Origin of the sequence: Mycobacteroides saopaulense, assembly GCF_001456355.1 — a bacterium.
GTDB classification, from domain to species: Bacteria; Actinomycetota; Actinomycetes; order Mycobacteriales; family Mycobacteriaceae; genus Mycobacterium; species Mycobacterium saopaulense.
This window is the reverse complement of sequence record NZ_CP010271.1, coordinates 3050198-3075443: the sequence shown is the minus strand read 5'-3', so window position 1 is coordinate 3075443 and position 25246 is coordinate 3050198. Positions and strand designations below refer to the sequence as shown.

Below are 25246 nucleotides of genomic sequence, written 5' to 3'. Positions count from 1 at the left end.
TCGTCGTAAATCGTTGCGAAAATAGACGGAATCCGTGCACAATCGAGCTCGTGGCCAACACGACACGACGACTGCTGCGGGTCGCGGACCCGGGCAACGGATCCGCGGCATTCCAGCTCGACGACGTCTCCAAGGCGATCGTGGAGGAACTCCAGCAGGACGGGCGGCGGCCTTACGCGACCATCGGAAAGTCGATAGGGCTCTCCGAGGCCGCAGTGCGACAACGCGTGCAACGCATGATCGACGCGGGCGTCATGCAGATCGTCGCGGTCACCGATCCCATGCAGCTCGGATTCAAACGTCAGGCGATGATCGGCATCAAATGCTCCGGTGACACCACCGAGGTGGCTGATCGGCTGGCCGAGTTGGAGGCGGTCGATTACGTGGTGCTCACCGCGGGCACCTTCGACGCGATCGTCGAAGTGGTCTGCGAGGACGACGACGATCTGCTCGATCTGTTGAACAAACAGATCCGCGCGGTGTCGGGAGTGACCTCAACGGAAACTCTAGTCTATCTGAAACTAGTGAAACAACAATACAATTGGGGAACACGGTGACAACCGTCCATGCAGCACAAGACGCTTCCGGCGACCTAGACGCGAAGGCGTCGCGGCATCTGTGGGGGCACTTCGCCCGTCATGGTGCCGGTATCGCGCCGCCGATTATCACCCGCGGTGAGGGAGTGCGGATCTGGGACGAGCACGGCCGCAGTTATCTGGACGGCCTGTCCGGACTTTTCGTCGTGCAGGCCGGACACGGCCGCGCCGAATTGGCGCAGGCCGCGGCGCGCCAGGCCGAACAGCTCGCCTACTTTCCGCTGTGGTCCTACGCCACGGAGCCGGCGATCGAACTGGCCGAACGCCTCGCAGGGTACGCGCCGGGTGACTTGAACCGGGTCTTCTTCACCACCGGCGGGGGAGAAGCAGTGGAAAGTGCCTGGAAGCTGGCCAAGCAGTTCTTCAAGCTGACCGGCAAGCCCGGTAAGCACAAGGTGATTTCGCGGGCCATCGCCTACCACGGCACCCCGCAGGGGGCGCTGGCCATCACCGGCCTGCCCGGGTTCAAGGCGCCCTTCGAACCGCTGACTCCGGGCGGGTTCCGCGCACCGAACACCAACTTCTATCGCGCGCCGGAGCCGTATGCCCACGACCCCAAGGCATTCGGCCGCTACTGCGCCGACCGCATTGCCGAGGCCATCGAATTTGAGGGGCCGGAGACGGTGTGCGCTGTTTTTCTTGAACCCGTGCAGAACGCGGGCGGCTGCTTCCCTCCGCCGCCGGGATACTTCGAGCGGGTGCGCGAGATCTGCGACGAGTACGACGTGTTGTTGGTGTCGGACGAGGTGATCTGTGCGTTCGGTCGCATCGGATCGATGTTCGCCTGTGAGGATTTCGGCTATCAGCCCGACATCATCACCTGTGCCAAGGGCATGACTTCCGGCTACTCGCCCATCGGGGCCATGATCGCCACCGACCGGCTGTTCGAGCCGTTCGACGACGGCAAGACCACCTTCCCGCATGGGTATACCTTTGGGGGCCATCCCGTTTCGGCGGCGGTGGCATTGGCCAATCTCGATGTCTTCGAGCGTGAGGGGCTCAACGATCGGGTGCGTGAGAATGCCCCGGTGTTCCGCTCCACCCTGGAGAAACTGCACGATCTGCCGATCGTCGGCGATGTGCGCGGTGAGGGTTACTTCTACGGAATCGAGCTGGTCAAGGACAAGGTCACCAAGGAGACGTTCAGCGGCGAGGAGAGCGAGCGGCTGCTGCGTGGATTCCTGTCGGCCGCGCTCTGGGACGCGGGGCTGTATTGCCGCGCCGACGACCGTGGCGACCCGGTGATTCAGCTTGCGCCACCGCTGATCAGCGGCCCACGCGAGTTCGAGGCGATCGAGCAGATCCTGCGCGGGGTGCTCACCGAGGCATGGGCGCGGTTATAGCCATGAGAGTCCTCATCGTGGGTGCCGGGGGAGTGGGTAGTGCCGCTGCGTTCATCGCGGCGCGGCGGGAGTTCTTCGAAGCCCTGGTGATCGCGGACTACGACATCGCACGGGCGCAGAAGGTGGTCGATCGTCTCGGCGATCCACGGTTCACGGCCGCCCGCATCGACGCATCGTCGGCGCAAGATGTGGCTGCCCTGTGCCGGGAACATCGAATTACCCACGCGCTCAACGCGGTCGACCCCCGATACGTCATGGGCGTCTTCGACGGGTGCTATGCCGCGGGCGTGACCTACCTCGACATGGCGATGAGCCTGTCGCACCGTCACCCGGACAAGCCCTATGAGCTGCCCGGCGTGATGCTCGGTGATGAACAGTTCGCGGCCGCCGAAAAGTGGCAGACCGCAGGGTTGTTGGCGTTGGTGGGCATCGGGGTGGAGCCGGGCCTCAGCGATGTGTTCGCCCGGTACGCGGCTGATCACCTGTTCTCCGAGATCGACGAGTTGGGCACCCGCGACGGATCCAACCTGGAGGTGCAGGGGTATCGGTTCGCCCCGTCGTTCTCCATCTGGACGACCATCGAGGAATGCCTCAACCCGCCCCTGATCTGGGAGCGCGACAAGGGGTTCTTCACCACCGAGCCCTTCAGCGAGCCGGAGGTTTTCGACTTTCCGGGAGGCATCGGCCCCGTCGAATGCGTCAACGTCGAGCACGAGGAAGTGGTGCTCATGCCGCGCTGGGTCAACGCCCGGCGGGTCACCTTCAAATACGGCCTGGGTGCCGAGTTCATCAACGTGTTGCGCACCCTGCACCTGGTCGGGCTGGACAGCACCGACCCGGTCAGTGTGCACGCCAACGGCGGTGCCGCGGCGGTGAGTCCTCGCGATGTGGTGGCGGCCTGCCTGCCGGACCCGGCCGGGCTCGGACACCTGATGCGTGGGGCGACCTGTGCGGGCCTCTGGGTCACCGGCACGGGCAAGGACGGCCAGCCGCGCGAGGTCTATTTGCACCACGTCGTCGACAACGAATGGACGATGGCCCGCGATGGTGCGCAGTGCGTGGTGTGGCAGACCGCCGTCAATCCGGTCGTGGCCCTGGAGCTGCTCGCCGAGGGTGCCTGGAGCGGTACCGGCGTGCTGGGACCGGAGGCCTTCGACAGCCTGCCGTTCCTGGATCGGCTGAACACCTTCGGTGCGCCCTGGGGCATCCAGGAACGGGTCGCCGCTTAGTCGCGGGTGACTCCCTCATACGGGTTGGGCACGCGGCCGTTGCTGGCCGCCGACAGGATCGGCAACGTCGAGAAGGTGACGGCCGGAAGCCGCAGCGACGTGCCGTCCACGAGCTGGGCATGGGCCCAGGCGTGCTTGTCGAATCCGAGCCCCTTGACCTCGGTCCAGGGCAGCGTCCGGACCGTCGTCAGCGTGCGCACCTGCACCGATTCGGTGTCGACCGCGGTCTGATACCGGTAAATCGCATACGAGATGACGACGGGGACGGCCAGCAGTGGCGCGAGAATCGGGAGATACAGGACGAACGCCAGGATGCCGAGCGCAAGAAACCCGGACATGAAATGCGCCATCGGCGATATCCGCACGATTGTCGGCCTTCGCGTCGGCGGCTCATCCGGGGTTCGCTTCGTCTCTCCCATACACACAGTGTCCCTGATGGATCGGATTTGACTCGGACCTCCAGAAACGACTACCGTGCGCGATGTGAACAACCACGCCTTGCTCGTAGTAATCGGTATGCGCGTCGACGCGTAGCCCGAGTCCAAGGCAACTCGCGCACACTCGACGCGCAACCCTCGTACAGCAGACCGCTGGCGGGGGTTTTTTGTTGCCATAGGTTTCAGTACGGCCACAACAAGAGGACAGACCACCAATGAGCGCTCCCGCAAAGCCCAAGCCGGCTTCTGCTTCTGGGCGGACCCCAGAAACAGCTCCGGAATCGAACACTGTCGCACCCCAGCGCGTCACCGGCGCGCAGTCGGTAGTGCGGTCGCTTGAGGAGCTCGGCGTCGAGGTCATCTTCGGCATTCCCGGCGGTGCGGTCCTGCCCGTGTACGACCCGCTCTACGACTCGACCAAGGTCCGCCACGTCCTAGTGCGTCACGAGCAGGGCGCCGGGCACGCCGCCAGCGGCTACGCGCACGCCAACGGCAAGGTCGGCGTCATGATGGCCACCTCCGGTCCGGGAGCCACCAACCTGGTGACGCCGCTGGCCGACGCGCAGATGGACTCGATCCCGGTGGTCGCCATCACCGGGCAGGTGGGTCGGGGCCTCATCGGCACCGACGCCTTCCAGGAAGCCGACATCTCGGGCATCACCATGCCGATCACCAAGCACAACTTCCTGGTGAGCAACGCCGAGGACATCCCGAAGGTGATCGCCGAGGCCTTCTACATCGCGCAGAGCGGTCGCCCCGGCGCGGTGCTCGTCGACATCCCCAAGGACATCCTGCAAGCGCAGACCACATTCAGCTGGCCGCCGCAGATCTATCTGCCCGGCTACAAGCCCGTCACCAAGCCGCACGGCAAGCAGGTTCGTGAGGCGGTCCGGCTGATCGCCGCCGCCAAGCGCCCGGTGCTGTACGTCGGTGGCGGTGTCATCCGTGCGGATGCTTCCCCGGAACTCAAGGAATTGGCCGAACTGACCGGCATCCCCGTCGTCACCACCCTTATGGCGCGCGGTGCATTCCCCGACAGCCACGAGCTGCACATGGGTATGCCCGGGATGCACGGCACGGTCGGTGCCGTGGCCGCACTGCAGCGCAGCGATCTGCTGATCACGTTGGGTGCGCGGTTCGATGACCGGGTGACCGGACAGCTGGACTCGTTCGCGCCGGATGCCAAGGTCATCCACGCCGACATCGACCCCGCCGAGATCGGCAAGAACCGCCACGCCGATGTGCCGATCGTCGGTGACGTGAAGAACGTCATCGCCGAGCTGACCGAGGCCATCCGGGCGGACCGAGCTGCTGGCACAGTGGCGGATCCTCTTTCCGAGTGGTGGGAGTACCTCTCGGGTATCCGCAAGACGTACCCGTTGGGATACGACGCCCAGCACGACGGCAGCCTGGGCCCGGAGTTCGTTATCGAAACGCTGGGCAAGATCGCCGGACCCGACGCGGTGTACGTGGCCGGTGTGGGACAGCACCAGATGTGGGCCGCGCAGTTCATCAAGTACGAGAACCCGCGCACCTGGCTCAACTCCGGCGGCCTGGGCACCATGGGCTTCGCGGTTCCCGCGGCCATGGGTGCCAAGATGGCGCGGCCCGAGGCCGAGGTGTGGGCCATCGACGGCGACGGCTGCTTCCAGATGACCAACCAGGAACTGGCCACCTGTGCCATCGAGGGCGTGCCCATCAAGGTGGCGCTGATCAACAACGGCAACCTGGGCATGGTTCGTCAGTGGCAGACCCTGTTCTACGAGGAGCGCTACTCGCAGACCGACCTGGCCACACACTCGCGCCGCATCCCCGATTTCGTGAAGCTGGCCGAGGCGCTCGGCTGCGTCGGGTTGCGTTGCGAGCGTGAGGAAGACGTGGCCAAGGTGATCGAAGAGGCGCGCGCCATCAACGATCGCCCGGTGGTCATCGACTTCATCGTCGGTGCCGATGCCCAGGTGTGGCCGATGGTCGCCGCGGGCACCAGCAATGACGAGATCCAGGCGGCCCGGGGCATCCGGCCGCTGTTCGACGACGACGAATTGGTGGCAGACGAATGACAAGTACCCACACCCTCAGCGTTCTGGTCGAGGACCGCCCCGGTGTGCTCGCCCGCGTCGCCGCATTGTTTTCCCGTCGCGGCTTCAACATCGCCTCGCTGGCGGTGGGCCCGACGGAGCTCAAAGATATTTCGCGCATGACAATCGTCGTCACCGTCGACGATTTTCCGCTCGAACAGGTCACCAAGCAGCTCAACAAGCTCATCAACGTGATCAAGATCGTCGAACAGGACGAGGAGAATTCGGTGGCGCGCGAGCTCATGCTCGTCAAGGTGCGCGCCGATGCGACGGTGCGCGCACAGGTCATCGAAGTGGTGAACCTGTTCCGCGCCAAGGTCGTGGATGTGTCGCCGGAGTCGGTGACCATCGAGGCGACGGGCACCCAGTCCAAGCTGGATGCACTGCTGCGGATGCTCGACCCGTACGGTATTCGGGAGATCGTGCAATCGGGCGTGGTCGCGCTGTCGCGTGGCCCGCGGTCCATCGCCGCCGCCAAGTAAAAGTCATAAAGACGTTAAGAGAAGAAGTAAGAAGGGAAAAGCACTGTGGCAGTTGAGATGTTCTACGACGATGATGCGGACCTGACCCTGATTCAGGGCCGCAAGGTCGGCGTCATCGGGTACGGCAGCCAGGGACACGCGCACTCGCTGAGCCTGCGCGACTCCGGCGTTCAGGTGAAGGTCGGTCTGCGCGAGGGCTCCAAGTCGCGCGAGAAGGTCACCGAGCAGGGACTCGAGGTCGACACTCCTGAAGAGGTCGCCAAGTGGGCCGACGTCATCATGATCCTGGCGCCTGACACTGCGCAGGCCGAGATCTTCTCCAAGGAGATCGAGCCGCACCTCAAGGATGGCGACGCGCTGTTCTTCGGCCACGGCCTGAACATCCACTTCGGTCTGATCAAGCCTCCGGCCAACGTCACCGTCGCCATGGTCGCCCCGAAGGGCCCCGGCCACCTGGTGCGTCGTCAGTTCGTCGATGGCAAGGGTGTGCCCGCGCTGATCGCCGTGCACCAGGACCCCAAGGGCGAGGGCCAGGCCCTGGCGCTGTCCTACGCCAAGGGCATCGGCGGCACCCGTGCCGGCGTCATCAAGACCGACTTCAAGGAAGAGACCGAGACCGACCTGTTCGGTGAGCAGGCCGTGCTCTGCGGTGGCACCGAGGAACTGGTCAAGACCGGATTCGACGTCATGGTCGAGGCCGGATACGCCCCCGAGATGGCGTACTTCGAGGTGCTGCACGAGCTCAAGCTGATCGTCGACCTGATGTACGAGGGCGGCATCGCCCGCATGAACTACTCGGTGTCCGACACCGCCGAGTTCGGTGGATACCTGTCGGGTCCGCGCGTCATCGACGCCGGCACCAAGCAGCGCATGAAGGACATCCTCAAGGACATCCAGGACGGCACCTTCGTCAAGCGCCTCGTCGCGAACGTCGAGGGTGGCAACAAGGAGCTCGAGGGTCTGCGCAAGGAGAACGCCGAGCACCCGATCGAGGTCACCGGCAAGAAGCTGCGCGACCTGATGAGCTGGGTCGACCGGCCCATCACCGAGACCGCTTAGTCTCTAGCTGTCTAACGCAAGGCCCCCGCACTCTTCGGAGTGACGGGGGCTTTTGCGTGGGGTGAACTTCCTCCATGCCTATCTCGATCAGTTTTGGGACGCTAGATCGGCTGCTCGTCTATCGTGCTCAGCAGCGGCCTAGAGGGCGTCGTTTTGGTCACGTTAGGGGTGGATGCTTTGGCGTTTTCAGACGGACTTGCGAGCCTGGCGAAGAAGATTCGCGACACCAGGGACTCGGTCCAAACAGAGGAAGCAACTAAGAATGCTTTCATCATGCCCTTCATCTCGAATGTGCTCGGGTATGACGTCTTCGACCCTTCGGAGGTGGTGCCGGAGTTCATCGCAGACGTCGGTGTCAAGAAGGGTGAAAAGGTCGACTATGCCATTTTCAAAGATGGCCAGGTCCAGATCCTCATTGAGTGCAAGAAGATCGGTGATCCTCTAGACCTCCGTTATGCCTCCCAACTATTCCGATACTTTGCGGTCACTTCTGCCCGGATCGCGATCTTGACGAATGGTCAGCAGTACCACGTCTACACCGACGGTGACCTTCCGAATCGTATGGACGAGAAGCCATTCCTGATTTTTGACCTGCTTGACATTGATCGCACCTTGGTTCCCGAGATTCAGAAATTCTCTAAGGAATCGTTCGACATCGACTCCGTGGTCAGCGCCGCAGAAGAGCTGAAGTACATCGGCGGAATCCGGCGGATCATTGCAGCCGAGGTGAAGGAACCTTCTGAGGAATGGGTGCGGTTTTTCGTAAATCGTATATACGAGGGTCGGACGACTCAACGAATCCTCGAACAGTTCCGCCCACTGGTGGCCAAAGCGCTGAATCAGTATGTGGGGGATCAGGTCAATAGCAGGCTCAAAACTGCGCTGGGGGATGACGCGCCAGATCCGAATCGTTCGACCGAACTTGCGCTACCACTTACACAGGTGCAAGTGCCTGCGGGACAGGTGCTCAACGCAGAGTCGGCTCTCGCAACAGTTGTCGCCGATCCCGATGTAGTGACCACGGATGAAGAGCTGGAGGGCTTCAACATTGTGCGTGCTATCGCGGTATCAGAAGTAGGCCCAGAACGTGTTCATCACCGAGATGGGAAGTCGTACTTCGCAGTACTGCTGGATAATAACAATCGAAAGCCGATCATTCGACTGCACCTGAATGGTAAGAGCGTGAAGTTCGTGACCACGTTTGAGGGTGGTAAGGATGGGGTTCGGCGGGATATCAAATCCGTGGTTGATATCTACACAGTGGCTGCGGAGCAGATCAGGAAAACGATCCGCCAATACGAAAGCGGAGGCGCGCTGGCAGCCCCGCCGCTAGGGGACGAGGAAGGCGGGTTGACCCCGACAGTCGAGTAGGTCGGCTTTGGGCTCCAATTTGAGCACGCATCTTCGTCGCGATCGTGACAGCAATCCGACCCTAGGGCAATACTGGAATCGATGACCACCTTCCAGCCGACCTCCCTGGTTTCCCGACTCGTTGCCCCCGCCGCGGTGGGCGCGACGGCAGTCGCGGGTTGTGCGGCGATCTGGCTCGGCGATCCGACGACGCCTGGGGGAGTGCTTCCGGTGTGTCCGTTCAAGGCGCTTACCGGACTTGACTGCCCCGCGTGCGGTGGCCTGCGGATGGTCTACTCGCTGCTGCACGGCGATGTGCTTGGCGCATTGCACTACAACGCGGTTGCGTTGGTGGCCGTCGCGTTCCTGGCGATCTGCTTTGTCGCGTGGACGCGCAGCCGCTGGCGAGGGGAGGCCGATTGGAACCCGCCGTGGCTGCGCGGCTGGGTTCCGGCGATCATCCTGACGGTGTTCGTGGCGTGGTTCGTGATCCGGCTGATCCCCATCGCGCCGTTCACCGCGCTGCGGGTGTGAGATCCTACGCGGACTGCTCCATGAGCTCGCGGGCGTTCTCTCCCAACGTAATACCGTCATCCCCGATGAACAGGCGGGAGATCTGGCGCGCCAGAGGTTCGACGGTGAACGGCACGAAGGCGGGCTGTGCCACCCGCAGCAGCATCGCCAGCACCGGGTCGGCGATCCGGGGAATTCCCAAATGGCGCCGTACCTTTGGCGGAACCACCGCAACCGAGGGCACCGCGGTGACGAGAGTGATCGCGGCGACCGCAGCGGCCGTCAGGCCGCCGAAGCCACGCGCGTTACGGATCACCGACAGTGCGAAACGCATGCCGCCCGGCACGAAGCCTTTCACCATCCGGTACTCAGACTCGATCGAGTCGTAGTACGCCGCCACCTCATCGGAGGTCACGGGCACCGTGTCCGGATCGGCGCCCATGAGTTCGGCGAACGTCTTGACCTCCGCAAAGAACTGGTCGCGTTCGGCCTTGGGCAGGCGCCGGGGGATGAGGCGTCCGGGCGCGGGTGTGTTCTCGTAGATCCGCAGCGCCGCATGCATGATCGTCACGTGCGCGAAGAGCACCAGCGCCGGTCCTTGTGCGTCATAGGGCCGGTCGGTGCCGGGGATGACGCCCTTCATGTTGCGGTGGTAGTGGCGTAGGTGCGCGGCGAGGGCATCAGCGCTCGCGGTGTCGCCGAAGATGATCGGGATCGGGACCCCGGCGGTGCGTTGAATGCGCTTGACCGTGTCGTCGAAGTCGATCTGGTTGCGCCTGCTCTTGGTGAACACCGGATCGTGATTGATCTCGACGGCCTGCAGTCCCTCGTGACTGCCCTCCAGGAGTGCCGTCACCAGCACGATCATTGGCGCCACAGACGGGTGCAGAAACACCTTCCAGGTCACCGAGTCGGGGCCGAAGTAGCCGTAATCGGGCTGCCCGTCGGGGCCGGTGCGCTGGCCGGCGGGCGTGGCGCCGTCCCCGCGCCGCCAGATCCGGGCTTTGGCATCACCTCGTGGCGGCATGCCCGCCGAGCGCGGTGTTGTGGAATGTGCAGCTGTGCTTGGCATCGTTGCCTCCCAGGGAGCGGTTTGCTAATCAATATTGGAGACGTTAACAACGCCAGTTGTCAACAGTGGCGCGCGCAACTGTTACTGGAGTGACTCCCGAGTTGTAATCCCCGCGCGGTGGTGCGTTGGCTAGCGGCGGTTCGCGTCGATGAGGTCCAGCCCCAGGGCGGTGGCGTCGTGAATGACGGCCTTGCCGTCCCGGCGGCTGCGTACCAACCGAGCCTGCCGCAGTGCCGACGTGTGCTCGGATGCGGACGCGGGGCTAATGCCGAGCGCGCGGGCGATGTCACCGGTGGTGTGCTCATTGGCCAGTAGTCGTAGTACGGCCGCCCGGGTCGATCCGAGAATCGCCGCAAGCGGGTCAGATTCGTCACCAACGCTGAGGGTCAAGTCAATGGGAGCGGGGTAAGCGAGGACGACCGGTTGCTCGTCAAGCTCACCGACCAACGGCGGACCTGCCCAGAAGACGCTGGGTGTCAATACGATGCCCCGACCGCGTAACGCGATGGTCTGCCGTTGCGGACTGTCGATCTCCAGGCAATCGCCGTTCCAGCGCGCGCCGGGGACGATCATGCTGAGCGCTGCTCGTACGCCGTGACGCGCCATCATCCGTCCTTGCCTGACAAGTTCAATCTGATGGTTCGCCTGAATATCGGGCCAGTACGGTTCCAGCACCGCCTTGTACGCATCTTTTGTCATGCGCCCCAACGCCATAGTGGCCTCACGATCGCCCGCGATGGCGTATCGAAGATAGTGCGGCGGGCCGGGGCCTTCGGTGGGGCCACGCCCGAAGACGGCCAACTCGGCCTGTGCCTGCCGCCGGTCCAGTTTTTGAATGGATTGCATACCCTCATCGAAGTCGCCGCCCAGCACAGTGGGTGACAGCGACCACGAAAAGTGACTCACCACAGCCCATCCCGGTGCCGCCGCGATGGGAAACGCCGCAAGTGCATGACAACGCCATCGCTCGCCCCACGGAGTGCGAATTCCATGCCGCAGTGCACGTGTCGCGAACTTCATTTCCAGCAATGGGGCGGGCATCGGGAGAAACCGAGTCAAGGCAAGGTCATTCGCGGTGAAGATGAGGCGCAACATGCTGGCCTACACCTCGCTGCGAACCGCTTTGATGAGCATTCTCACACGATATGCCCATACCTTTCGGTACGCCCATGAAACATCGCGCTGCGTGAAGTTGTCGGGAGCTCACGCAGCGCTATGAACATTTCGGTGTCGGTCGAAATGTTGTACCGCTTGCAGGTCGTCGCGGTTCAATCAGGACGGCGGGCACCGGCGGGTTCGCAAGTCGATCGGCGTCGCAAATCGGATGCCGGTCGACCAATTGCGGCGCGCGGGTTGGCCGGATAGCTGATGCGAGGGGACAGTCGTGAGCGTTGATCCCAGCCGGACATTGTTGTCGTTGGATCTGCTTGACGACGATGAACACGCCCAACTTGCTGCGTGGGGTAACCAGGCGGTGCTAAGAGAGTGCCCGACAGCCGTGCTGTCGATTCCGGCGGCGTTCGCCAGGCAGGTGGAACGCTCTCCGGATGCTCTGGCGCTGACCTTCAAGGGTCAGTCCATGACGTACCGCGAACTCGATGAGGCTGCCAATCGGTTGGCACACTTCCTCGCAGGTAAGGGTGCAGGGCCGGGACAATTTGTGGCGCTGTTTTTTTCGCGCTCAGCCGAAGCGATTGTGGCGATCCTTGCGGTTCTCAAGTCGGGTGCGGCGTACTTGCCGATCGATCCCGCGTTGCCGGCTGCGCGTATCGAGTTCATGCTCGCTGATGCCGCCCCCATTGCCACGATCACCACAGCCGAGTGGGCGGCCAAGCTGGACGGGCTCGGGGTGCCCGTGCTTGACGTCAACGACCCCGCTGCATACACCCAACCCTGCACCGCGCCACCGCTGCCGGCCCCCGATGACCTTGCCCATGTCATCTACACCTCGGGGACTACCGGTGTCCCCAAGGGCGTTGCGGTGACCCAGCGCAATGTCGTCCAGCTATTCGACGAGCTGGACATCGGCATCCAACTAGCACCAGATCAGGTGTGGACGCAGTTCCATTCCTATGCGTTCGACTTCTCTGTGTGGGAGATCTGGGGCGCCCTCCTGCACGGAGGCCGGCTGGTGGTCGTGCCCGACTCGGTGGCGCGTGCACCAGATGAATTCCACGATCTCTTGGTGAGTGAACGTGTCACGGTGTTGACCCAAACGCCTTCGGCAGCCGTGGCGCTCTCGTCGGCCGGGCTGGCGTCGACGGCCTTGGTGATCGGTGCCGAGCCATGCCCACCTGAGTTAGTCGATCGATGGGCCCCGGGGCGAGTGATGGTCAACGTCTACGGGCCGACCGAAACGACCATGTGGGCATGCAAGAGTGCGCCCCTAGAGGCCGAGTCCTCAGGTGATTCCGTGCCAATAGGCTCGCCGGTGGCGCACGCAGCGTTCTTTGTGCTCGACCGGTGGTTGCGGCCGGTGCCAGACGGGGTCATTGGTGAGTTGTATCTGGCGGGTGCCGGGGTCGGGTCAGGCTATTGGCGTCGTACGGCGTTGACTGGCGGGCGGTTTGTGGCATGTCCGTTCGGCAAGCCCGGCGACCGCATGTATCGGACCGGAGATCTGGTGTCGTGGGGTGCCGACGGGCAGCTGCGGTATCTCGGACGGGCCGATGAGCAGGTCAAGATTCACGGATACCGGATCGAGCTAGGCGAGATCCAAGCGGCATTGATGCGGCTGGATGGAGTGGAGCAGGCGGTGGTGATCGCCCGTGAAGATCGCCCCGGTGATAAACGCCTCGTCGGCTATATCGTCGGAACGGCGGATGCGCGGGGCGCTCGTACCGCACTGGCCGAGCAGCTACCCGCGTACATGGTGCCGGCTGCTGTGGTGGCGCTGGAGACACTGCCATTGACGGTGAACGGAAAACTGGACAAGTGTGCGCTGCCTGTACCCGAATATCGCAGTGCCGGAGCGGATTACCGGGCACCGTCCACTCCCGTCGAGGAAGTCCTGGCCGGCATATTTACCCAAGTGCTTGGTACTGACCGGGTCAGCGTGGACGACTCATTCTTCGACTTGGGCGGGGACAGCATTTTGTCGATGCAGGTGGCCGCACGTGCTCGTGCGGTTGGTGTCCTGTGCCGACCGCGTGACATCTTTGTCGAACAGACAGTAGCCCGGCTGGCGCGAGTAGTCACCTTGGGTGACAACGAGAGCAGAACTATCGACGAAGGCATCGGGCCGGTCGCGGCGACTCCGATCATGCACTGGCTGCAGGGTGTGCAGGGACCGGTTGACCAGTTCAACCAGGCGGTCGTGTTGCATGCCCCCGCCGGTGTCGACGAAGCCGACATCGTTGTCCTGCTTCAAGCGCTGATCGACCGACATGCCACGCTGCGGTTGTGTGCTGAGGACAGTGATGCCGGCTGGTCACTACGCATACCCGACAGGGGTTCTGTCGATGCCCGTGCGTGCGTTGGCACTGTCGCCGAGCTATCCGATGAAGCATTGGGGGCCGCGCGTTCTCGGCTGAATCCGGGGAAGGGAATGATGCTCAGCGCCGTGTGGGCACCCGCCGAGGGCAAGCTGGCGTTGATGATCCACCACCTGGCCGTAGATGGCGTTTCGTGGCGGATCCTGCTGGAAGACTTGAATATTGCCTGGATGCAGCACCGCAGTGGTCAGGCCGTGGCGCTCTCAGCACCAGGGACATCCTTCACGAGGTGGGCCTCGCTGCTGCAAGAAGAGGCATGTAGCGCGGATGTGGTTAAGTCGGCCGATCTCTGGCGTTCGGTCTCCGCGGTTCCGGCGATGCTGCCTGCGGTGCAACCCGACGTGGACACCTACGCCACCGCCGGATCGTTCTCGATCTCGCTGGACAGCGACGTCACACGAATGCTGCTCGGTGAGGTGCCGGCAGCGTTTCACACTGGGGTGCAAGATGTTCTGCTGATCGCCTACGGACTGGCGTGGAACGAATTCCTGGGCGCGGGCGGGGCTCCGATCGGCATCGACGTTGAAGGCCATGGCCGCGTCGAAGAACTGATCGCCGATGTTGACCTGTCCCGCACGGTGGGATGGTTCACCACCAAGTATCCAGTGGCGCTGTCGGTGGGCCCGCTATCTTGGGCGCAGGTGAGCGGTGGTGACTCGGCTCTGGGGCCAGTGGTGAAGGCCGTCAAAGAACAGCTTCGTGGCCTCCCCGACCCGTTGACCTACGGAATGCTGAGGTACTTGAATCCGGACGTCGAGCTCCCTGATTCGGACCCGAACATAGGCTTCAACTATCTCGGGCGTCTGGGCGCAGGAACGACAGAGGTTTCGGATGACCTGTGGCGGATTAGCCAGGAGAATCTGTCATCAACCGTCGCATCTGCGGCGGTATCACTGCCCATGATGCACACCGTCGAAATCAACGCCGGCATCCTTGAGTCGAGCACGGGAGCTGGTCCACGCCTACAGGCCAGCTGGACATGGGCACCCTCGGCGATGAAAGCAAGCCAGGTCAAACGGTTGAGTCGATTGTGGTTTGAGGCTCTCACCGGGATCTGCACGCACGTTCGCAACGGCGGTGGAGGGCTGAGCCCGTCTGACATTCTTCCTGCCCGACTGACTCAAGACCAGATCGATGAATTGGCATTGCGACACCGCATCGCGGACGTGTTGCCACTTACGCCGGTACAGCAGGGTTTGATGTTTCACTCCATCGCGACGACCGCGGACGATCCGTTGGCGGGCCACACCGCGCATGATCTCTATGCGGTGCAGATGGATATCACCGTCACCGGTGCCATCGACCCGCATCGGCTGCGGGACGCTGTGAGCGCCGTTGTGAAAAGGCACCCGAACCTGGTGGCCAGGTTCTACACGCAGTTCGGTGAACCGGTGCAGGTCATTCCGGCAGATCCGGTGATCTGTTGGCGGCAAGCAGAATTCGAATCCGAGGAGGAGATCGATCGGCTGTGCGAAGCCGAGCGTGTTGCGGTGTGCGATCTGCTCGGCGCGCCGACTTTCCGGGCAGCATTGGTCCGCACCAAGGGAAGCAGTTACCGATTCATCCTGACCTTTCACCACATCGTGATCGACGGGTGGTCACTGCCGATTCTGCTGCGGGAGATCTTCGCGATGTACTTCGGGCAGTCCCTTTCGGCGCCGCGGTCCTATCGAGATTTCGTCAGATGGTTGGGTGACCAGGATCGTGATGCCGCTTGTGCGGCGTGGGGCAAAGTCATGGAGGGTTTTGATGGCCCCACTCTTGTCGCTCCACCTGCCGTTCCCGGGGAGCGTGGTGTCAAGTCCTATCGGATCTCGGCCGAGATCACGCAGGCCTTAGGCGATCTCGCGCGGTCGCAGCGCACTACCGTCAGCACGGTCTTGCGAGCCGCGTGGGCGCAACTGCTCATGGTGCTGACCGGTCTGGACGACATTGCATTCGGCACGGTGGTGTCGGGCCGCCCCACGGAGTTGGTAGGGGCCGACTCGATCGTGGGTCTGCTCATCAACACGGTGCCGGTACGAGCGAGTGCCACCGCTGCAACCACGGTGGCCGAACTGCTGGAGCAGATGCAGAGCGCCCACAACGACTTGCTTGAGCACGAACATCTGGCGCTCAACGAGATTCATCATCTCGCCGGCCACGAGCGATTGTTCGACACCCTCTTCCTGTATGAAAACTATCCGGTGGATGCCGGCGCGTTCATGGGAGCGCAGGAGTTGGGGATCACCGAATTCGTCAGCCGCGAGTACAACCACTATCCGCTGTCGGTGATGGCACTACCGGGTCATGAACTCGGCGTGCGCATCGAATACGACACAGCCCAGTTCGACGCGGCCTGCATCGATGCGCTAGTTGAACGACTCCGACGGATCCTGGCTGCCATGACTGCCAACCCCGCGCGGCGGGTTGTGTCGATTGACGTGCTTGATGCCGACGAGCATGACCGAATTGACAGCTGGGGCAATCGCGCAGTGTTGGCACGATCGCCGTCGTCGTTGTGCTCGATCCCGCAGATGTTCGCCCGCCAGGTCGACCGTGCACCGCAGGCGGTCGCGCTGACGTTCCAGGGGAACTCGATGACCTATCACGAGCTCGACCACCGGGCCAACCGGCTGGCCAACCTGCTGGCCTCGTTCGGTGCCCGACCGGGGGAATCCGTTGCGCTGTTGATTCCCCGTTCCGACGACGCGATCGTCGCGATCCTTGCGGTACTCAAGACGGGCGCGGCGTACGTGCCGCTTGACCCCGCCGTGCCTGCCGCGCGGCTGAATTTCATGCTTGAGGATTCCGCACCCGTGGCCGTGGCCACGACAGACGAGCTCCGTGTCCTCTTGGCCGGATCGTCTGTGCCCACTGTGGGGATCCATGATTCTGCTACCGATTACCCCGCATGGCACGCGTTGCATGCGCCCGAGCCAGACGACATCGCGTACACGATCTACACCTCCGGCACCACGGGTCCTCCCAAGGGCGTGGCTGTGACGCACCGCAGTGTCACCCAACTACTCGAGGCGCTGCCCTCGGGTCTGCCCGCAGGGACTGGCCGGGTGTGGTCGCAGTGGCACTCGCTGGTCTTCGATGTCTCGGTGTGGGAAATCTGGGGTGCCCTGCTGCATGGTGCACGGCTGGTGGTCATACCCGAGTCGGTGGCGGGTTCGCCGCTGCACCTGCACAATCTTCTGGTCTCCGAAGAGGTCGGCGTACTGCACGAAACACCCTCTGCGATAGGCATGTTGGAGAGGGATGGCTTGGGCAAATTGGCAGTTGTGGTAGCGGGGGAGCCCTGCCCAGCCGAGGTGGTGAACCGGTGGGCGGCGGATCGTCTGATGCTGAACGCCTACGGCCCCACAGAGGCAACCATCTATGCCACGATCAGCGCACCCTTGCTGCCTCAAACAGGATCGGTGCCCATCGGTTCACCGGTCCGGGACGCCGCGGCGTTCGTACTCGACGACTGGCTGCGCCCCGTGCCACCGGGCACGGCCGGTGAGCTCTATCTGGCAGGGTCGGGGCTTGGGGTCGGCTACGTCCATCGGTCCGGATTGACCGGATCGCGTTTTGTGGCTTGTCCATTCGGGAGCCGGGGAACACGGATGTACCGCACCGGGGACCTGGTGCGGTACGGCGAAGACGGTCAGCTCCAGCACCTGGGCCGTACCGACGAGCAGGTCAAGATTCGTGGATATCGCATCGAGCTCGGGGAGATCCAGTCGGCACTGGCCGAGTTGGACGGCGTGAGACAAGCGGCGGTCATCGTCCGAGAGGATCGTCCTGGTGACAAGCGTCTCGTCGGTTACATCACCGGGACTGCGGATCCTGCGGTCTTGAGAGTAGCGCTGGGGAAGCGACTGCCGCAGTACATGATCCCTGCTGCACTGGTCGTGGTCGAGAACATGCCTCTGACCGTAAATGGCAAGCTCGACAAGCGTTCGCTGCCGGCACCCGCGTATCGCGATGCCCATCGGTACCGGGCGCCGAGTAACGCTGCCGAGCGGACCATCGCCGACATCTACGCCCACACGCTGGGCCTTGAGCGAGTGGGAGTCGATGACTCCTTCTTCGATCTTGGTGGGGACTCGATCTCGGCAATGCGGGCCGTCGCCGCGATCAACACCGCTCTCGGCGTCGACCTCGCGGTATGGACGTTGTTCGATGCGCCGACGGTGGCAAGCCTGAGTGCCCGCGTGGGTGGTGCCATGTCCACGGGGGACTCCAGGGGACCCAGCTTTGCGTCCGTGCACGGCAGAGGAGCCACGGAGGTGCGTGCCAGCGATCTCAGGTTGGACAAATTCATCGATATCACTGCATTGGCGGCCAATCCCATTCGGCCACAGTCACGGGGTGAAGGGCGGACGGTGCTGCTCACCGGAGCTACCGGCTTTCTCGGCCGCCATCTCGTCCTGCATTGGCTGCAGGAAATGGAGCGTGTCGGCGGTGCGCTGGTCTGCTTGGTGCGGGCCTCATCCGACGAAGACGCGCGGCGGCGTCTTGAGAACACGTTCGACAGTGGCGATGCCGGGCTGGTGGCGCGCTTCGAGAAATTGGCGGCCGATCGGCTGGAAGTCATCGCCGGTGATAAGGGACGGCCCACGCTGGGTATGGCCCGGCAGACCTGGCAGCGACTCGCCGAATCCGTCGATCTGATCATCGACTCGGCGGCCTTTGTGAACAGCACGCTGCCCTACAGCGAGCTTTTCGCGCCTAACGTTGTCGGCACTGCCGAGCTGATCCGATTCGCGCTTACGACAAAGCTCAAGCCGTACGCATTCGTCTCAACCTCAGATGTCGGCCGCCAGATCGATCCAGCGAGGTTCACCGAGGGCGCCGACATTCGAGAGATCAGCCCAACCCGCGTAGTGGACAGCAGTTACGCCAACGGTTATGCCAACAGTAAGTGGGCGGGCGAGGTGCTTCTTCGCGAGGCGCATGACATGTTCGGACTGCCGGTTGCGGTGTTCCGTTCCAGCATGGTCATGGCCGATACAAGCTACGCGGGCCAGCTGAACGTATCCGACACGGTCAGTCGGATGGTGCTGAGCGTCATGGCTACCGGTGTCGCACCCGAGTCGTTCTACCAACTTGACGTGCACGGCAATCGGCAGCGCGCGCATTTCGACGGGCTGCCAGTGGAATTCGTCGCAGAGGCGATCGCCACATTGGGCGCTCACGTGGTCGAGGGGTTCGAGACCTATCACGTGATGAATCCGCACGACGATGGGGTCGGGATCGACCAATACGTCGACTGGTTGATCGCGGCCGGTTATCGAATCGAGCGCGTTGGTGATTTCGAAAAATGGCTGATGCGGTTCGAAGCTGGTCTGCTGGCGTTGCCGGATCGACAACGCCAGAATTCAGTGCTGCAGATGTTAATGGCGTTGAAACAGCATGGGCAGCTGCAGGCACCCGAGCCAACGCACGGGTCCTACGCTCCAGCCGACCACTTCCAGGCCGCGGTCCGGCGAGCAAAAATTGGCCCGCACCAAGATATTCCACATATTTCAGCGCCGGTCATCGTCAAGTATGTCACCGATCTTCATCTGCTCGGATTGCTGTAGCCGGCTAGATCTGAAACCGCATAGGGATGCTGCGAGGTCCACGGATGGCCGGTGTGTCGCGCCAGGTCACGGGACCGGTGACTTCCGGTCTGCGGGCCAAGATCTCGCGAATTGCCACCGAGGTCTCCAACTTCGCCAGTGCCGAGCCCAGGCAGTGGTGCGCGCCGTACCCGAAGGCCAGCGGCGGGCTGCTCTTGCGCTCGGGCCGGAACTCGCTGGGATCGACGAATACCTGTGGGTCGCGGTTGGCCGCGGCGATTGCGATGAGCACCGTCTGGCCCTCGCGAATGGTGTGACCGCCGAGGGGGTGTTCCTGGGTCGCCACGCGCGCGGTGCCCAGCACCGGGCCGTCGAGCCGGAGCAGCTCGGAGATGACCGCCGGATCGTCCGGGTCGATGCCGTCGGCCAGCTGGGACCCGTCGGCGCGTGGGGCGAGCAGTCGAAGCATGCTGGCCCCCAGCAGATTGGCCGTCGTCTCATGGCCCGCGATGGCAACCATGAAGGCCATGGTGACCACATCCTCCAACGACAGATTGGCATCGGATGCGATCAAACTGAGCAGGTCGTCACCCGGGTATGACCGTCGGTCGGCGGCCAGGGGAAGCAGTTCGGTGGCAAGGGTCGCACCCGCGGCGGTACCGGCCAGGACGGTCTCGACGTCGGCGAAGGCACCCAACATCTGGATGATGATCGGGGACTCCTCACGAAGGACCGCCGACGATGCGTCATCAAGGCCGAGCCACTCGCCGATGATGGCGATCGGCAGTGGCAGGGCGATATCGGCCATGAAGTCGAAGGGTTCGCCGGCCGATGGGTATTCGACGACCTGCGAGGCGATGGAGTGGACACCTTCGCGCAAACCGGCGATGAATCCAGGGGTGAAGACATCACGGACCGCGCCCCTGAGTTCGGTGTGATCTGGCCCGTCGGCAAAGAGCATGTTTCTGCCGAAGTTCGACAGGTCGAGATACTCGGGGGCCGAGGCCCGCATCTGGGGGCTGGCGAGTGGATCGCTCGACCATCCGGTGCCGCCCAGTATTTCGCGCGCGGGGTGATAGCCCAGCACCAGCCAGGTGCCGGCATTCTCGTCCCAGACCACGTCGCCTCGGGCACGCAGGTTTTCGTAGTAGTCGTAAGGATCCCGTGAATCCCAGGGGATCCGCGGCGCCGTGGGGTTAGCAGTGGTCATGGTGATCCAATCCGAAGGGTAGGCCGCGGTCGCGGACCCATCCGACATGCTGTTTACCTAGTGGGGAAACGGGTTCGGCGATGCCGTCGAGATCGTCGAGCAGTGCATGCGTGTGCATGGTCGCGTTGAGCGTTGCCGACAGCGCGCTGATGTTCAGATTGATCCGCGCGAGGAACACCAGATCGCTGGGTATGGACATCTGATGCAGTGTTTGGAAATTCAGCAGGGAACGGGTGGCGCTGTTCGATACTTCACGCGTGAATGTGACCGGCTGAGGGGCCCGGATGTCCTGAACTGTCGCCCCGAGCCATTGAAAGACGTCATCGGCGGTCAGCGGGGAATCACTGGCGAAGTATCCGGTATCGACCATCAGCCGGCGCAGCTCTTCGCGCCGTTCCTCGGCGGCCGCGCGAATCATCTGGACGAGCCGATAGCGCAAGGACTCGGGCACCACTTTGATACAGCCGAAATCGACGAAGCCAACCGAACCATCCATCCCGAATCGGTAGTTGCCGGGATGAGGATCGGCGTGAAAGAGATTGGCGTGCCGAAACGATCCGGTGCTGAAACGCCAGATGGTCTCCACCCACACGTCTTTGAGATCCTGGTCGGCCTGCTGCGCCGCTACCCAATCCAGACCGTCCAGGTAGGTCATGGTCAGCACCCGATCGCCGGACGCTTCGTCGACCACCTCGGGTATCCGGATGAACGGGTGATCCGCGTACAACGCCGCGAAGGCCTTGATGTTGGTCGCCTCGTGGCGATAGTCCAACTCCTCGGAGATGCGCGCGGCCACCTCCTCGGCCATCTGGCGGTGATCGAGCTGCGGCTTGGGTCCGGCGATGCCCGTCGCGAAGCGCAGGAAGGTGGCCATCAGCTCGGCATTGGACAGATCATGCTTAATCGCCTGTGCCACACCGGGGTATTGGATCTTGACGGCGACCTGCTGGCCGTTGTGGAGGATGGCGCGGTGGACCTGGCCGATCGACGCCGCGGCCATCGGGTCGTCACTGAATTCGCAGAACAGCTCATCCACCGATCGCCCGAGGCTCTCCTCAAGAGCCTGGCGGGCCAGCAGCGGGTGCATCGGGGGCGCGTCGGCCTGCAGTCGCGTCAACGCACTCTGGTAGGGGGAGAACTGGCTGTATCCGTGGGACGCGATGTCGGCGATCGAGAAGATCTGGCCGGCTTTCATCAGCACGCCCTTGGAGTGTCCGAGAAGTTCGGTGTAGCGCTCGGCGGTCTTTTCGTGGAATCGGTTGATGGCGCCCTTGTCTCCGACTCTTTCACGCAGGCCCGCGACGAGTCGTCCGCCCGCGGCACGGGCGGTGAATCCGGCCAGTGGCATCGTGCGACGGATACGTCCGTGCGGAATGTGTTTGTCGCTCATAGCCGCGCGTGTTCGTGGTCGCGACGATCAAGCCCGAACGGTAGCCCTCGTTCTCGCACCCAGGCGACGTGCTGAACGCCGAGCGCGGTGGTGGGCTCGGCGATACCGGTCATGTCGTCGACGACTGCGCGAGCGTTCACGGTGGCGCCCAGTTTGGACAGGGTCGACCGCACACCCAGCGGTACCCGGACGAAGTAGATGAGGTCGGGCGGCAGCGCGATACGTGCCGACAAGGAATCTGGACTGCTGGTGTCCAGTGTGGCCATGTTTCGGTTGACCAGCTGAGGTGTGTAGGTAACCGGTTGTGGACCAACAACATCCGGGTTGTTTTGATTCATCCACCGATGCGCTTCCTCGATCGTCATGGTGGATCCGGCCGGGATGAACCCGGCTTCCGTCATGATCGTGTGCAGGTCTGCGAATCGTTTCTGCAGGTTGGCGACGATCATTTGCAGCCAGGAGAGACGCAGGTGCTCGGGAATGATCTTCACGGAGCCGAAGTCGACGATTCCGACGGAGCCGTCCAGGCCGAACCGGTAGTTGCCCGGATGAAGATCAGTGTAGAACGCCGATGCATGCTGCAGGGGCGACAGGCTGAACCTCCACAGTGCCTCGCCCCACGCGTCTTTGAGTTCTTGGCCGGATTGCTGTGCCCGTGCCCAGTCGATTCCGTCGACGTAGGTCATGGTCAGCACGCGCTCGGTGGACAGTTCCGGCACGGCCTCCGGCACACGGATGAAGGGATGTCCACGGAACAGCTCGTGGAATGACGCGATGTTGGCGGCTTCGCGGCGGTAGTCGAGTTCCTCGGAGATCCGCTCCGAAATGTCTCGGGCGGTGGCGCGCAGGTCTATGGCGACACTGCGGCCGAGCAGCGACAGGAAGGTTCGAAGAAAGGTGGTGACGAGTTCGCTGTTGGCGAGGTCTTCCCGGATTGCCTGTGCCACACCGGGGTATTGGATCTTGACGGCGACCTGCTGGCCGTTGTGGAGGATGGCGCGGTGGACCTGGCCGATTGATGCCGACGACATCGGCTCGTCGGTGAACTGCGCGTAGGCCTTGTCCACCGGGAGTCCGAGCTCCGATTCCACGATGCTGCGCGCCAACGTGGGGTCCATGGGCGGAGATTGGGTCTGCAGCCTGGCCATCGCTCGCTCGTAGGGGGAGATGCGGCCGTCGCCCATGGCGCTGGTGTCGATGCTGGAGAAGATCTGGCCGGCCTTCATCAGGACGCCTTTGGAGTGTCCGAGTAGTTCGGTGTAGCGTTCGGCGGTCTTTTCGTGGAAGCGGTCCACGGCGCCGGTGTCGCCTGCCTTCTCTCGTAGTCCGGCGACGAGCCGACCTCCGGCGGCGCGCGCGGTGAACCCCGCCAGTGGCATCGTGCGCCGAATGCGCCCTCGGGGCACCAGGTCTTCCGTCATGACTACCTCCTACCGGTGAGCCAGAGCAGCTGCTAAAGTGCTCACTGAGTGACACTAAGTGATTACTTGGGAGACGTCAATGGTTGAGATTTCCACCAAAGAACGCCTGGTCGCCGAGGCCATGCGGCTCTTTGGCGAGCAGGGGTACAAGGCGACGAGCGTCGCGCAGATCGAGAAGGCCGCCGGCCTGACTCCCGGGTCGGGTGGGCTTTACCACCACTTCAAGTCCAAGGAAGCGCTCCTTGAGGCGGGTATCGATCGCCAGCTCGATCGCCGTCGCGCCATGCGTGACATCCGTGCGCTCTTCGGCGGACTGGGCGACCTGCGCAACGAACTGACCATGATGGGTCGCTACCTGCTGACCGTGCTCGACGAGGAGTCGCAGCTGCTGCAGATCGCGTCGAGTGTTCCGGCCGGTCACCTGACGCGGCTCGACAACGCCTATGCCGCGCTCTTCGACGGCCTCTACGCCGAGCTCACCGACTGGGTGCACGGCTGGGCGCCCGGGATCGGTAAGGCGGAGGCGGAATCGATTGGGGCGCTGGGCGTCAACGCACTGCTGGGGAAGCGTGCGACCACTACCGTCTTTCGTGCGCCGACCGCCACCATCGCCGACGAGGACTACATTGCCGAATGGACGGCCGTACTGGCCACGAGGATCGAATCGCTGCGCTAGTCTCCGCCGGTGACGCAGACCCCGCTCGACGCGCCGGCTGTCCCGCGCCGCCGCATCGTCATCGCCTCCATGGTGGGCACCAGCATCGAATTCTTCGACTTCTACATCTACGCCACCGCCGCCGTGCTGGTGTTCCCAACATTGTTCTTTCCCAAGGGAAATGACACCGCGGCGCTGCTGTCCTCATTCGCGACGTTCGGGTTGGCCTTCGTCGCTCGTCCGGTCGGATCCATGCTGTTCGGGCACTTCGGCGATCGGATCGGCCGCAAGGCCACTCTCGTCGGATCTTTGATGACGATGGGGGTGGCGACCTTCGCGATCGGGCTGCTGCCGACCTTTGACGCCGTCGGCTATTGGGCGCCCGCGCTGCTGGCGCTGCTGCGCTTTTGCCAGGGTCTGGGATTGGGCGGGGAGTGGTCGGGGGCGGCACTTCTGGCGACCGAAACCGCCGAGGAGGGAAAGAGGGGCTGGGCGGCCATGTGGCCACAGCTGGGCGCCCCGATCGGCTTCTTCTTCGCCAACGGCACCTTTCTGCTGCTCATGCTGGTGATGGGCTTCGACGCCAAGACGGCCACCACCAACCATGCGTTCCTGTCCTGGGGTTGGCGAGTCCCGTTCCTGGCCAGCGCCGTCATCGTGGTCGTCGGCCTTTACGTACGGCTCAAGCTCACCGAGACGCCCGTTTTCACCCAGGCGGTGGCCGAGGGCAAGAAGGTGCGCGCGCCGCTGGCCGAGGTGGTCAGGACCTCGTGGCGTCAGCTGGTGATCGGCACGTTCGTCATGCTGGCCACGTACACGATCTTCTACGTGGTGACCACCTGGGCGGCCTCGTACGGAACGGGCAAGGTGGTCGACAAGTCCGGGGTCAAACTCGCGATCAGCTACGTCGATTTCCTACAGATGCAGCTGATTTCGGTGCTGTTCCTGGCGGCGTGCGTGCCGATCTCCGGACGGGTGGCGGACACGTACGGCCGCCGGCCGGTGCTGCTGACCTTCACCGCCGGCATCATCGTGTTCGGGCTGACATTCGGCTGGTTTCTCGATCCGTCGACGGCGGACAAGCCGATGATGCTGGCGTTCCTATGTCTGGGAATGGCATTGATGGGCTTGTCCTTTGGGCCGATGAGCGCGCTGCTGCCCGAGCTGTTCCCCACGAATGTCCGGTACACCGGGTCCGGGATCGCCTACAACTTCGCCTCGATCATCGGAGCCGCCGTCGCACCGTTCATCGCCACCTGGCTGGTGCACGACTTCGGCGTCGGATGGGTAGGGGTGTACCTGTCGGTCGCCGGTGTGTTGACCTTCGCTGCGCTCTTGGCCGCACGTGAAACCCGTGGGGTGGATCTCGCGCAGGTGTGA

17 protein-coding genes are annotated in these 25246 nt (G+C 63.4%); 11 read left to right on the top strand and 6 right to left on the bottom strand.

All coding sequences use genetic code 11. The features are described from left to right. The first annotated feature begins 50 nt into the window (after positions 1-50). The 3 genes from MYCSP_RS15415 to MYCSP_RS15405 are packed head-to-tail and all read left to right on the top strand — an operon-like array spanning position 51 to position 3168. Positions 51-557: an Lrp/AsnC family transcriptional regulator gene (locus tag MYCSP_RS15415; protein ID WP_083015408.1), complete on the top strand. Its 507-nt coding sequence runs from the start codon at positions 51-53 to the stop codon at positions 555-557. Next, positions 554-1939 carry an aspartate aminotransferase family protein gene (locus MYCSP_RS15410; RefSeq protein ID WP_088414228.1) on the top strand — a complete coding sequence of 462 codons (1386 nt, stop codon included), beginning with the start codon at positions 554-556 and terminating at the stop codon, positions 1937-1939. Before MYCSP_RS15415 ends, MYCSP_RS15410 begins: the two co-directional genes overlap by 4 nt. A 2-nt stretch (positions 1940-1941) precedes the next feature. After that, a complete protein-coding gene (locus MYCSP_RS15405; RefSeq protein ID WP_083015404.1) occupies positions 1942-3168 on the top strand; it encodes a saccharopine dehydrogenase family protein in 1227 nt (408 codons plus the stop codon). On the opposite strand, the gene MYCSP_RS15400 is transcribed toward MYCSP_RS15405, so the two are convergent. After that, positions 3165-3587, bottom strand: a complete 423-nt coding sequence (locus MYCSP_RS15400) for a PH domain-containing protein (RefSeq protein ID WP_207565770.1) — start codon at positions 3585-3587, stop codon at positions 3165-3167. The two genes, MYCSP_RS15405 and MYCSP_RS15400, sit on opposite strands and share 4 nt — an antisense overlap. A gap of 233 nt (positions 3588-3820) precedes the next feature. Between MYCSP_RS15400 and MYCSP_RS15395 the strand changes: the two genes are divergently transcribed. The 5 genes from MYCSP_RS15395 (at position 3821) to MYCSP_RS15375 (ending at position 9108) form a co-directional block, all read left to right on the top strand. After that, a complete protein-coding gene (locus MYCSP_RS15395) occupies positions 3821-5665 on the top strand; it encodes an acetolactate synthase large subunit (protein WP_083015401.1) in 1845 nt (614 codons plus the stop codon). Continuing rightward, positions 5662-6165 carry an acetolactate synthase small subunit gene (ilvN, locus tag MYCSP_RS15390; RefSeq protein WP_083015398.1) on the top strand — a complete coding sequence of 168 codons (504 nt, stop codon included), beginning with the start codon at positions 5662-5664 and terminating at the stop codon, positions 6163-6165. The genes MYCSP_RS15395 and ilvN overlap by 4 nt, the downstream gene beginning before the upstream one ends. A gap of 57 nt (positions 6166-6222) precedes the next feature. Then, a complete protein-coding gene (ilvC, locus tag MYCSP_RS15385; protein WP_207547367.1) occupies positions 6223-7224 on the top strand; it encodes a ketol-acid reductoisomerase in 1002 nt (333 codons plus the stop codon). A gap of 123 nt (positions 7225-7347) precedes the next feature. Next, complete coding sequence (locus MYCSP_RS15380) at positions 7348-8595, top strand: type I restriction endonuclease (protein ID WP_235629486.1); 1248 nt, start codon at positions 7348-7350, stop codon at positions 8593-8595. 81 nt (positions 8596-8676) lie between these two features. Then, positions 8677-9108 carry a DUF2752 domain-containing protein gene (locus MYCSP_RS15375; RefSeq protein WP_083019429.1) on the top strand — a complete coding sequence of 144 codons (432 nt, stop codon included), beginning with the start codon at positions 8677-8679 and terminating at the stop codon, positions 9106-9108. A gap of 4 nt (positions 9109-9112) precedes the next feature. Here MYCSP_RS15375 and MYCSP_RS15370 read toward each other — a convergent pair whose 3' ends face one another. Then, positions 9113-10159 carry an oxygenase MpaB family protein gene (locus tag MYCSP_RS15370; protein ID WP_083019427.1) on the bottom strand — a complete coding sequence of 349 codons (1047 nt, stop codon included), beginning with the start codon at positions 10157-10159 and terminating at the stop codon, positions 9113-9115. A gap of 129 nt (positions 10160-10288) precedes the next feature. Next, complete coding sequence (locus tag MYCSP_RS15365; protein ID WP_088414226.1) at positions 10289-11254, bottom strand: ArsR/SmtB family transcription factor; 966 nt, start codon at positions 11252-11254, stop codon at positions 10289-10291. Positions 11255-11543: 289 nt separating this feature from the next. On the opposite strand from MYCSP_RS15365, the gene MYCSP_RS15355 reads away from it, so the two are divergent. Next, complete coding sequence (locus MYCSP_RS15355) at positions 11544-19211, top strand: non-ribosomal peptide synthetase (protein ID WP_088415636.1); 7668 nt, start codon at positions 11544-11546, stop codon at positions 19209-19211. Between the two features lie 4 nt (positions 19212-19215). Here MYCSP_RS15355 and MYCSP_RS15350 read toward each other — a convergent pair whose 3' ends face one another. The 3 genes from MYCSP_RS15350 to MYCSP_RS15340 are packed head-to-tail and all read right to left on the bottom strand — an operon-like array spanning position 19216 to position 23211. Beyond that, complete coding sequence (locus MYCSP_RS15350) at positions 19216-20400, bottom strand: cytochrome P450 (RefSeq protein ID WP_088415635.1); 1185 nt, start codon at positions 20398-20400, stop codon at positions 19216-19218. Then, on the bottom strand, positions 20387-21790 hold the full coding sequence (locus tag MYCSP_RS15345) for an ABC1 kinase family protein (RefSeq protein ID WP_088414224.1): 1404 nt from the start codon (positions 21788-21790) through the stop codon (positions 20387-20389). The genes MYCSP_RS15350 and MYCSP_RS15345 overlap by 14 nt, the downstream gene beginning before the upstream one ends. Beyond that, entirely contained in the window at positions 21787-23211 is a 1425-nt protein-coding gene (locus MYCSP_RS15340) for an ABC1 kinase family protein (RefSeq protein ID WP_088414222.1), read from the bottom strand. Before MYCSP_RS15340 ends, MYCSP_RS15345 begins: the two co-directional genes overlap by 4 nt. A 79-nt stretch (positions 23212-23290) precedes the next feature. Between MYCSP_RS15340 and MYCSP_RS15335 the strand changes: the two genes are divergently transcribed. Continuing rightward, a complete protein-coding gene (locus MYCSP_RS15335) occupies positions 23291-23887 on the top strand; it encodes a TetR/AcrR family transcriptional regulator (RefSeq protein ID WP_070909892.1) in 597 nt (198 codons plus the stop codon). A 69-nt stretch (positions 23888-23956) separates the two neighbouring features. Then, positions 23957-25246: an MFS transporter gene (locus MYCSP_RS15330; RefSeq protein WP_235629567.1), complete on the top strand. Its 1290-nt coding sequence runs from the start codon at positions 23957-23959 to the stop codon at positions 25244-25246.

Bases quoted from the DNA above. Each gene is read 5' to 3' on its own strand.
- MYCSP_RS15330 (WP_235629567.1), top strand. From the start codon at position 23,957: ATGGTGGGCACCAGCATCGAATTCTTCGACTTCTACATCTACGCCACC.
- MYCSP_RS15335 (WP_070909892.1), top strand. From the start codon at position 23,291: ATGGTTGAGATTTCCACCAAAGAACGCCTGGTCGCCGAGGCCATGCGG.
- MYCSP_RS15350 (WP_088415635.1), bottom strand. From the start codon at position 20,400: ATGACCACTGCTAACCCCACGGCGCCGCGGATCCCCTGGGATTCACGG.
- MYCSP_RS15400 (WP_207565770.1), bottom strand. From the start codon at position 3,587: ATGGGAGAGACGAAGCGAACCCCGGATGAGCCGCCGACGCGAAGGCCG.
- MYCSP_RS15375 (WP_083019429.1), top strand. From the start codon at position 8,677: ATGACCACCTTCCAGCCGACCTCCCTGGTTTCCCGACTCGTTGCCCCC.
- MYCSP_RS15395 (WP_083015401.1), top strand. From the start codon at position 3,821: ATGAGCGCTCCCGCAAAGCCCAAGCCGGCTTCTGCTTCTGGGCGGACC.
- MYCSP_RS15340 (WP_088414222.1), bottom strand. From the start codon at position 23,211: ATGACGGAAGACCTGGTGCCCCGAGGGCGCATTCGGCGCACGATGCCA.
- MYCSP_RS15365 (WP_088414226.1), bottom strand. From the start codon at position 11,254: ATGTTGCGCCTCATCTTCACCGCGAATGACCTTGCCTTGACTCGGTTT.
- MYCSP_RS15370 (WP_083019427.1), bottom strand. From the start codon at position 10,159: ATGCCAAGCACAGCTGCACATTCCACAACACCGCGCTCGGCGGGCATG.
- ilvN (WP_083015398.1), top strand. From the start codon at position 5,662: ATGACAAGTACCCACACCCTCAGCGTTCTGGTCGAGGACCGCCCCGGT.
- MYCSP_RS15345 (WP_088414224.1), bottom strand. From the start codon at position 21,790: ATGAGCGACAAACACATTCCGCACGGACGTATCCGTCGCACGATGCCA.
- ilvC (WP_207547367.1), top strand. From the start codon at position 6,223: ATGTTCTACGACGATGATGCGGACCTGACCCTGATTCAGGGCCGCAAG.
- MYCSP_RS15405 (WP_083015404.1), top strand. From the start codon at position 1,942: ATGAGAGTCCTCATCGTGGGTGCCGGGGGAGTGGGTAGTGCCGCTGCG.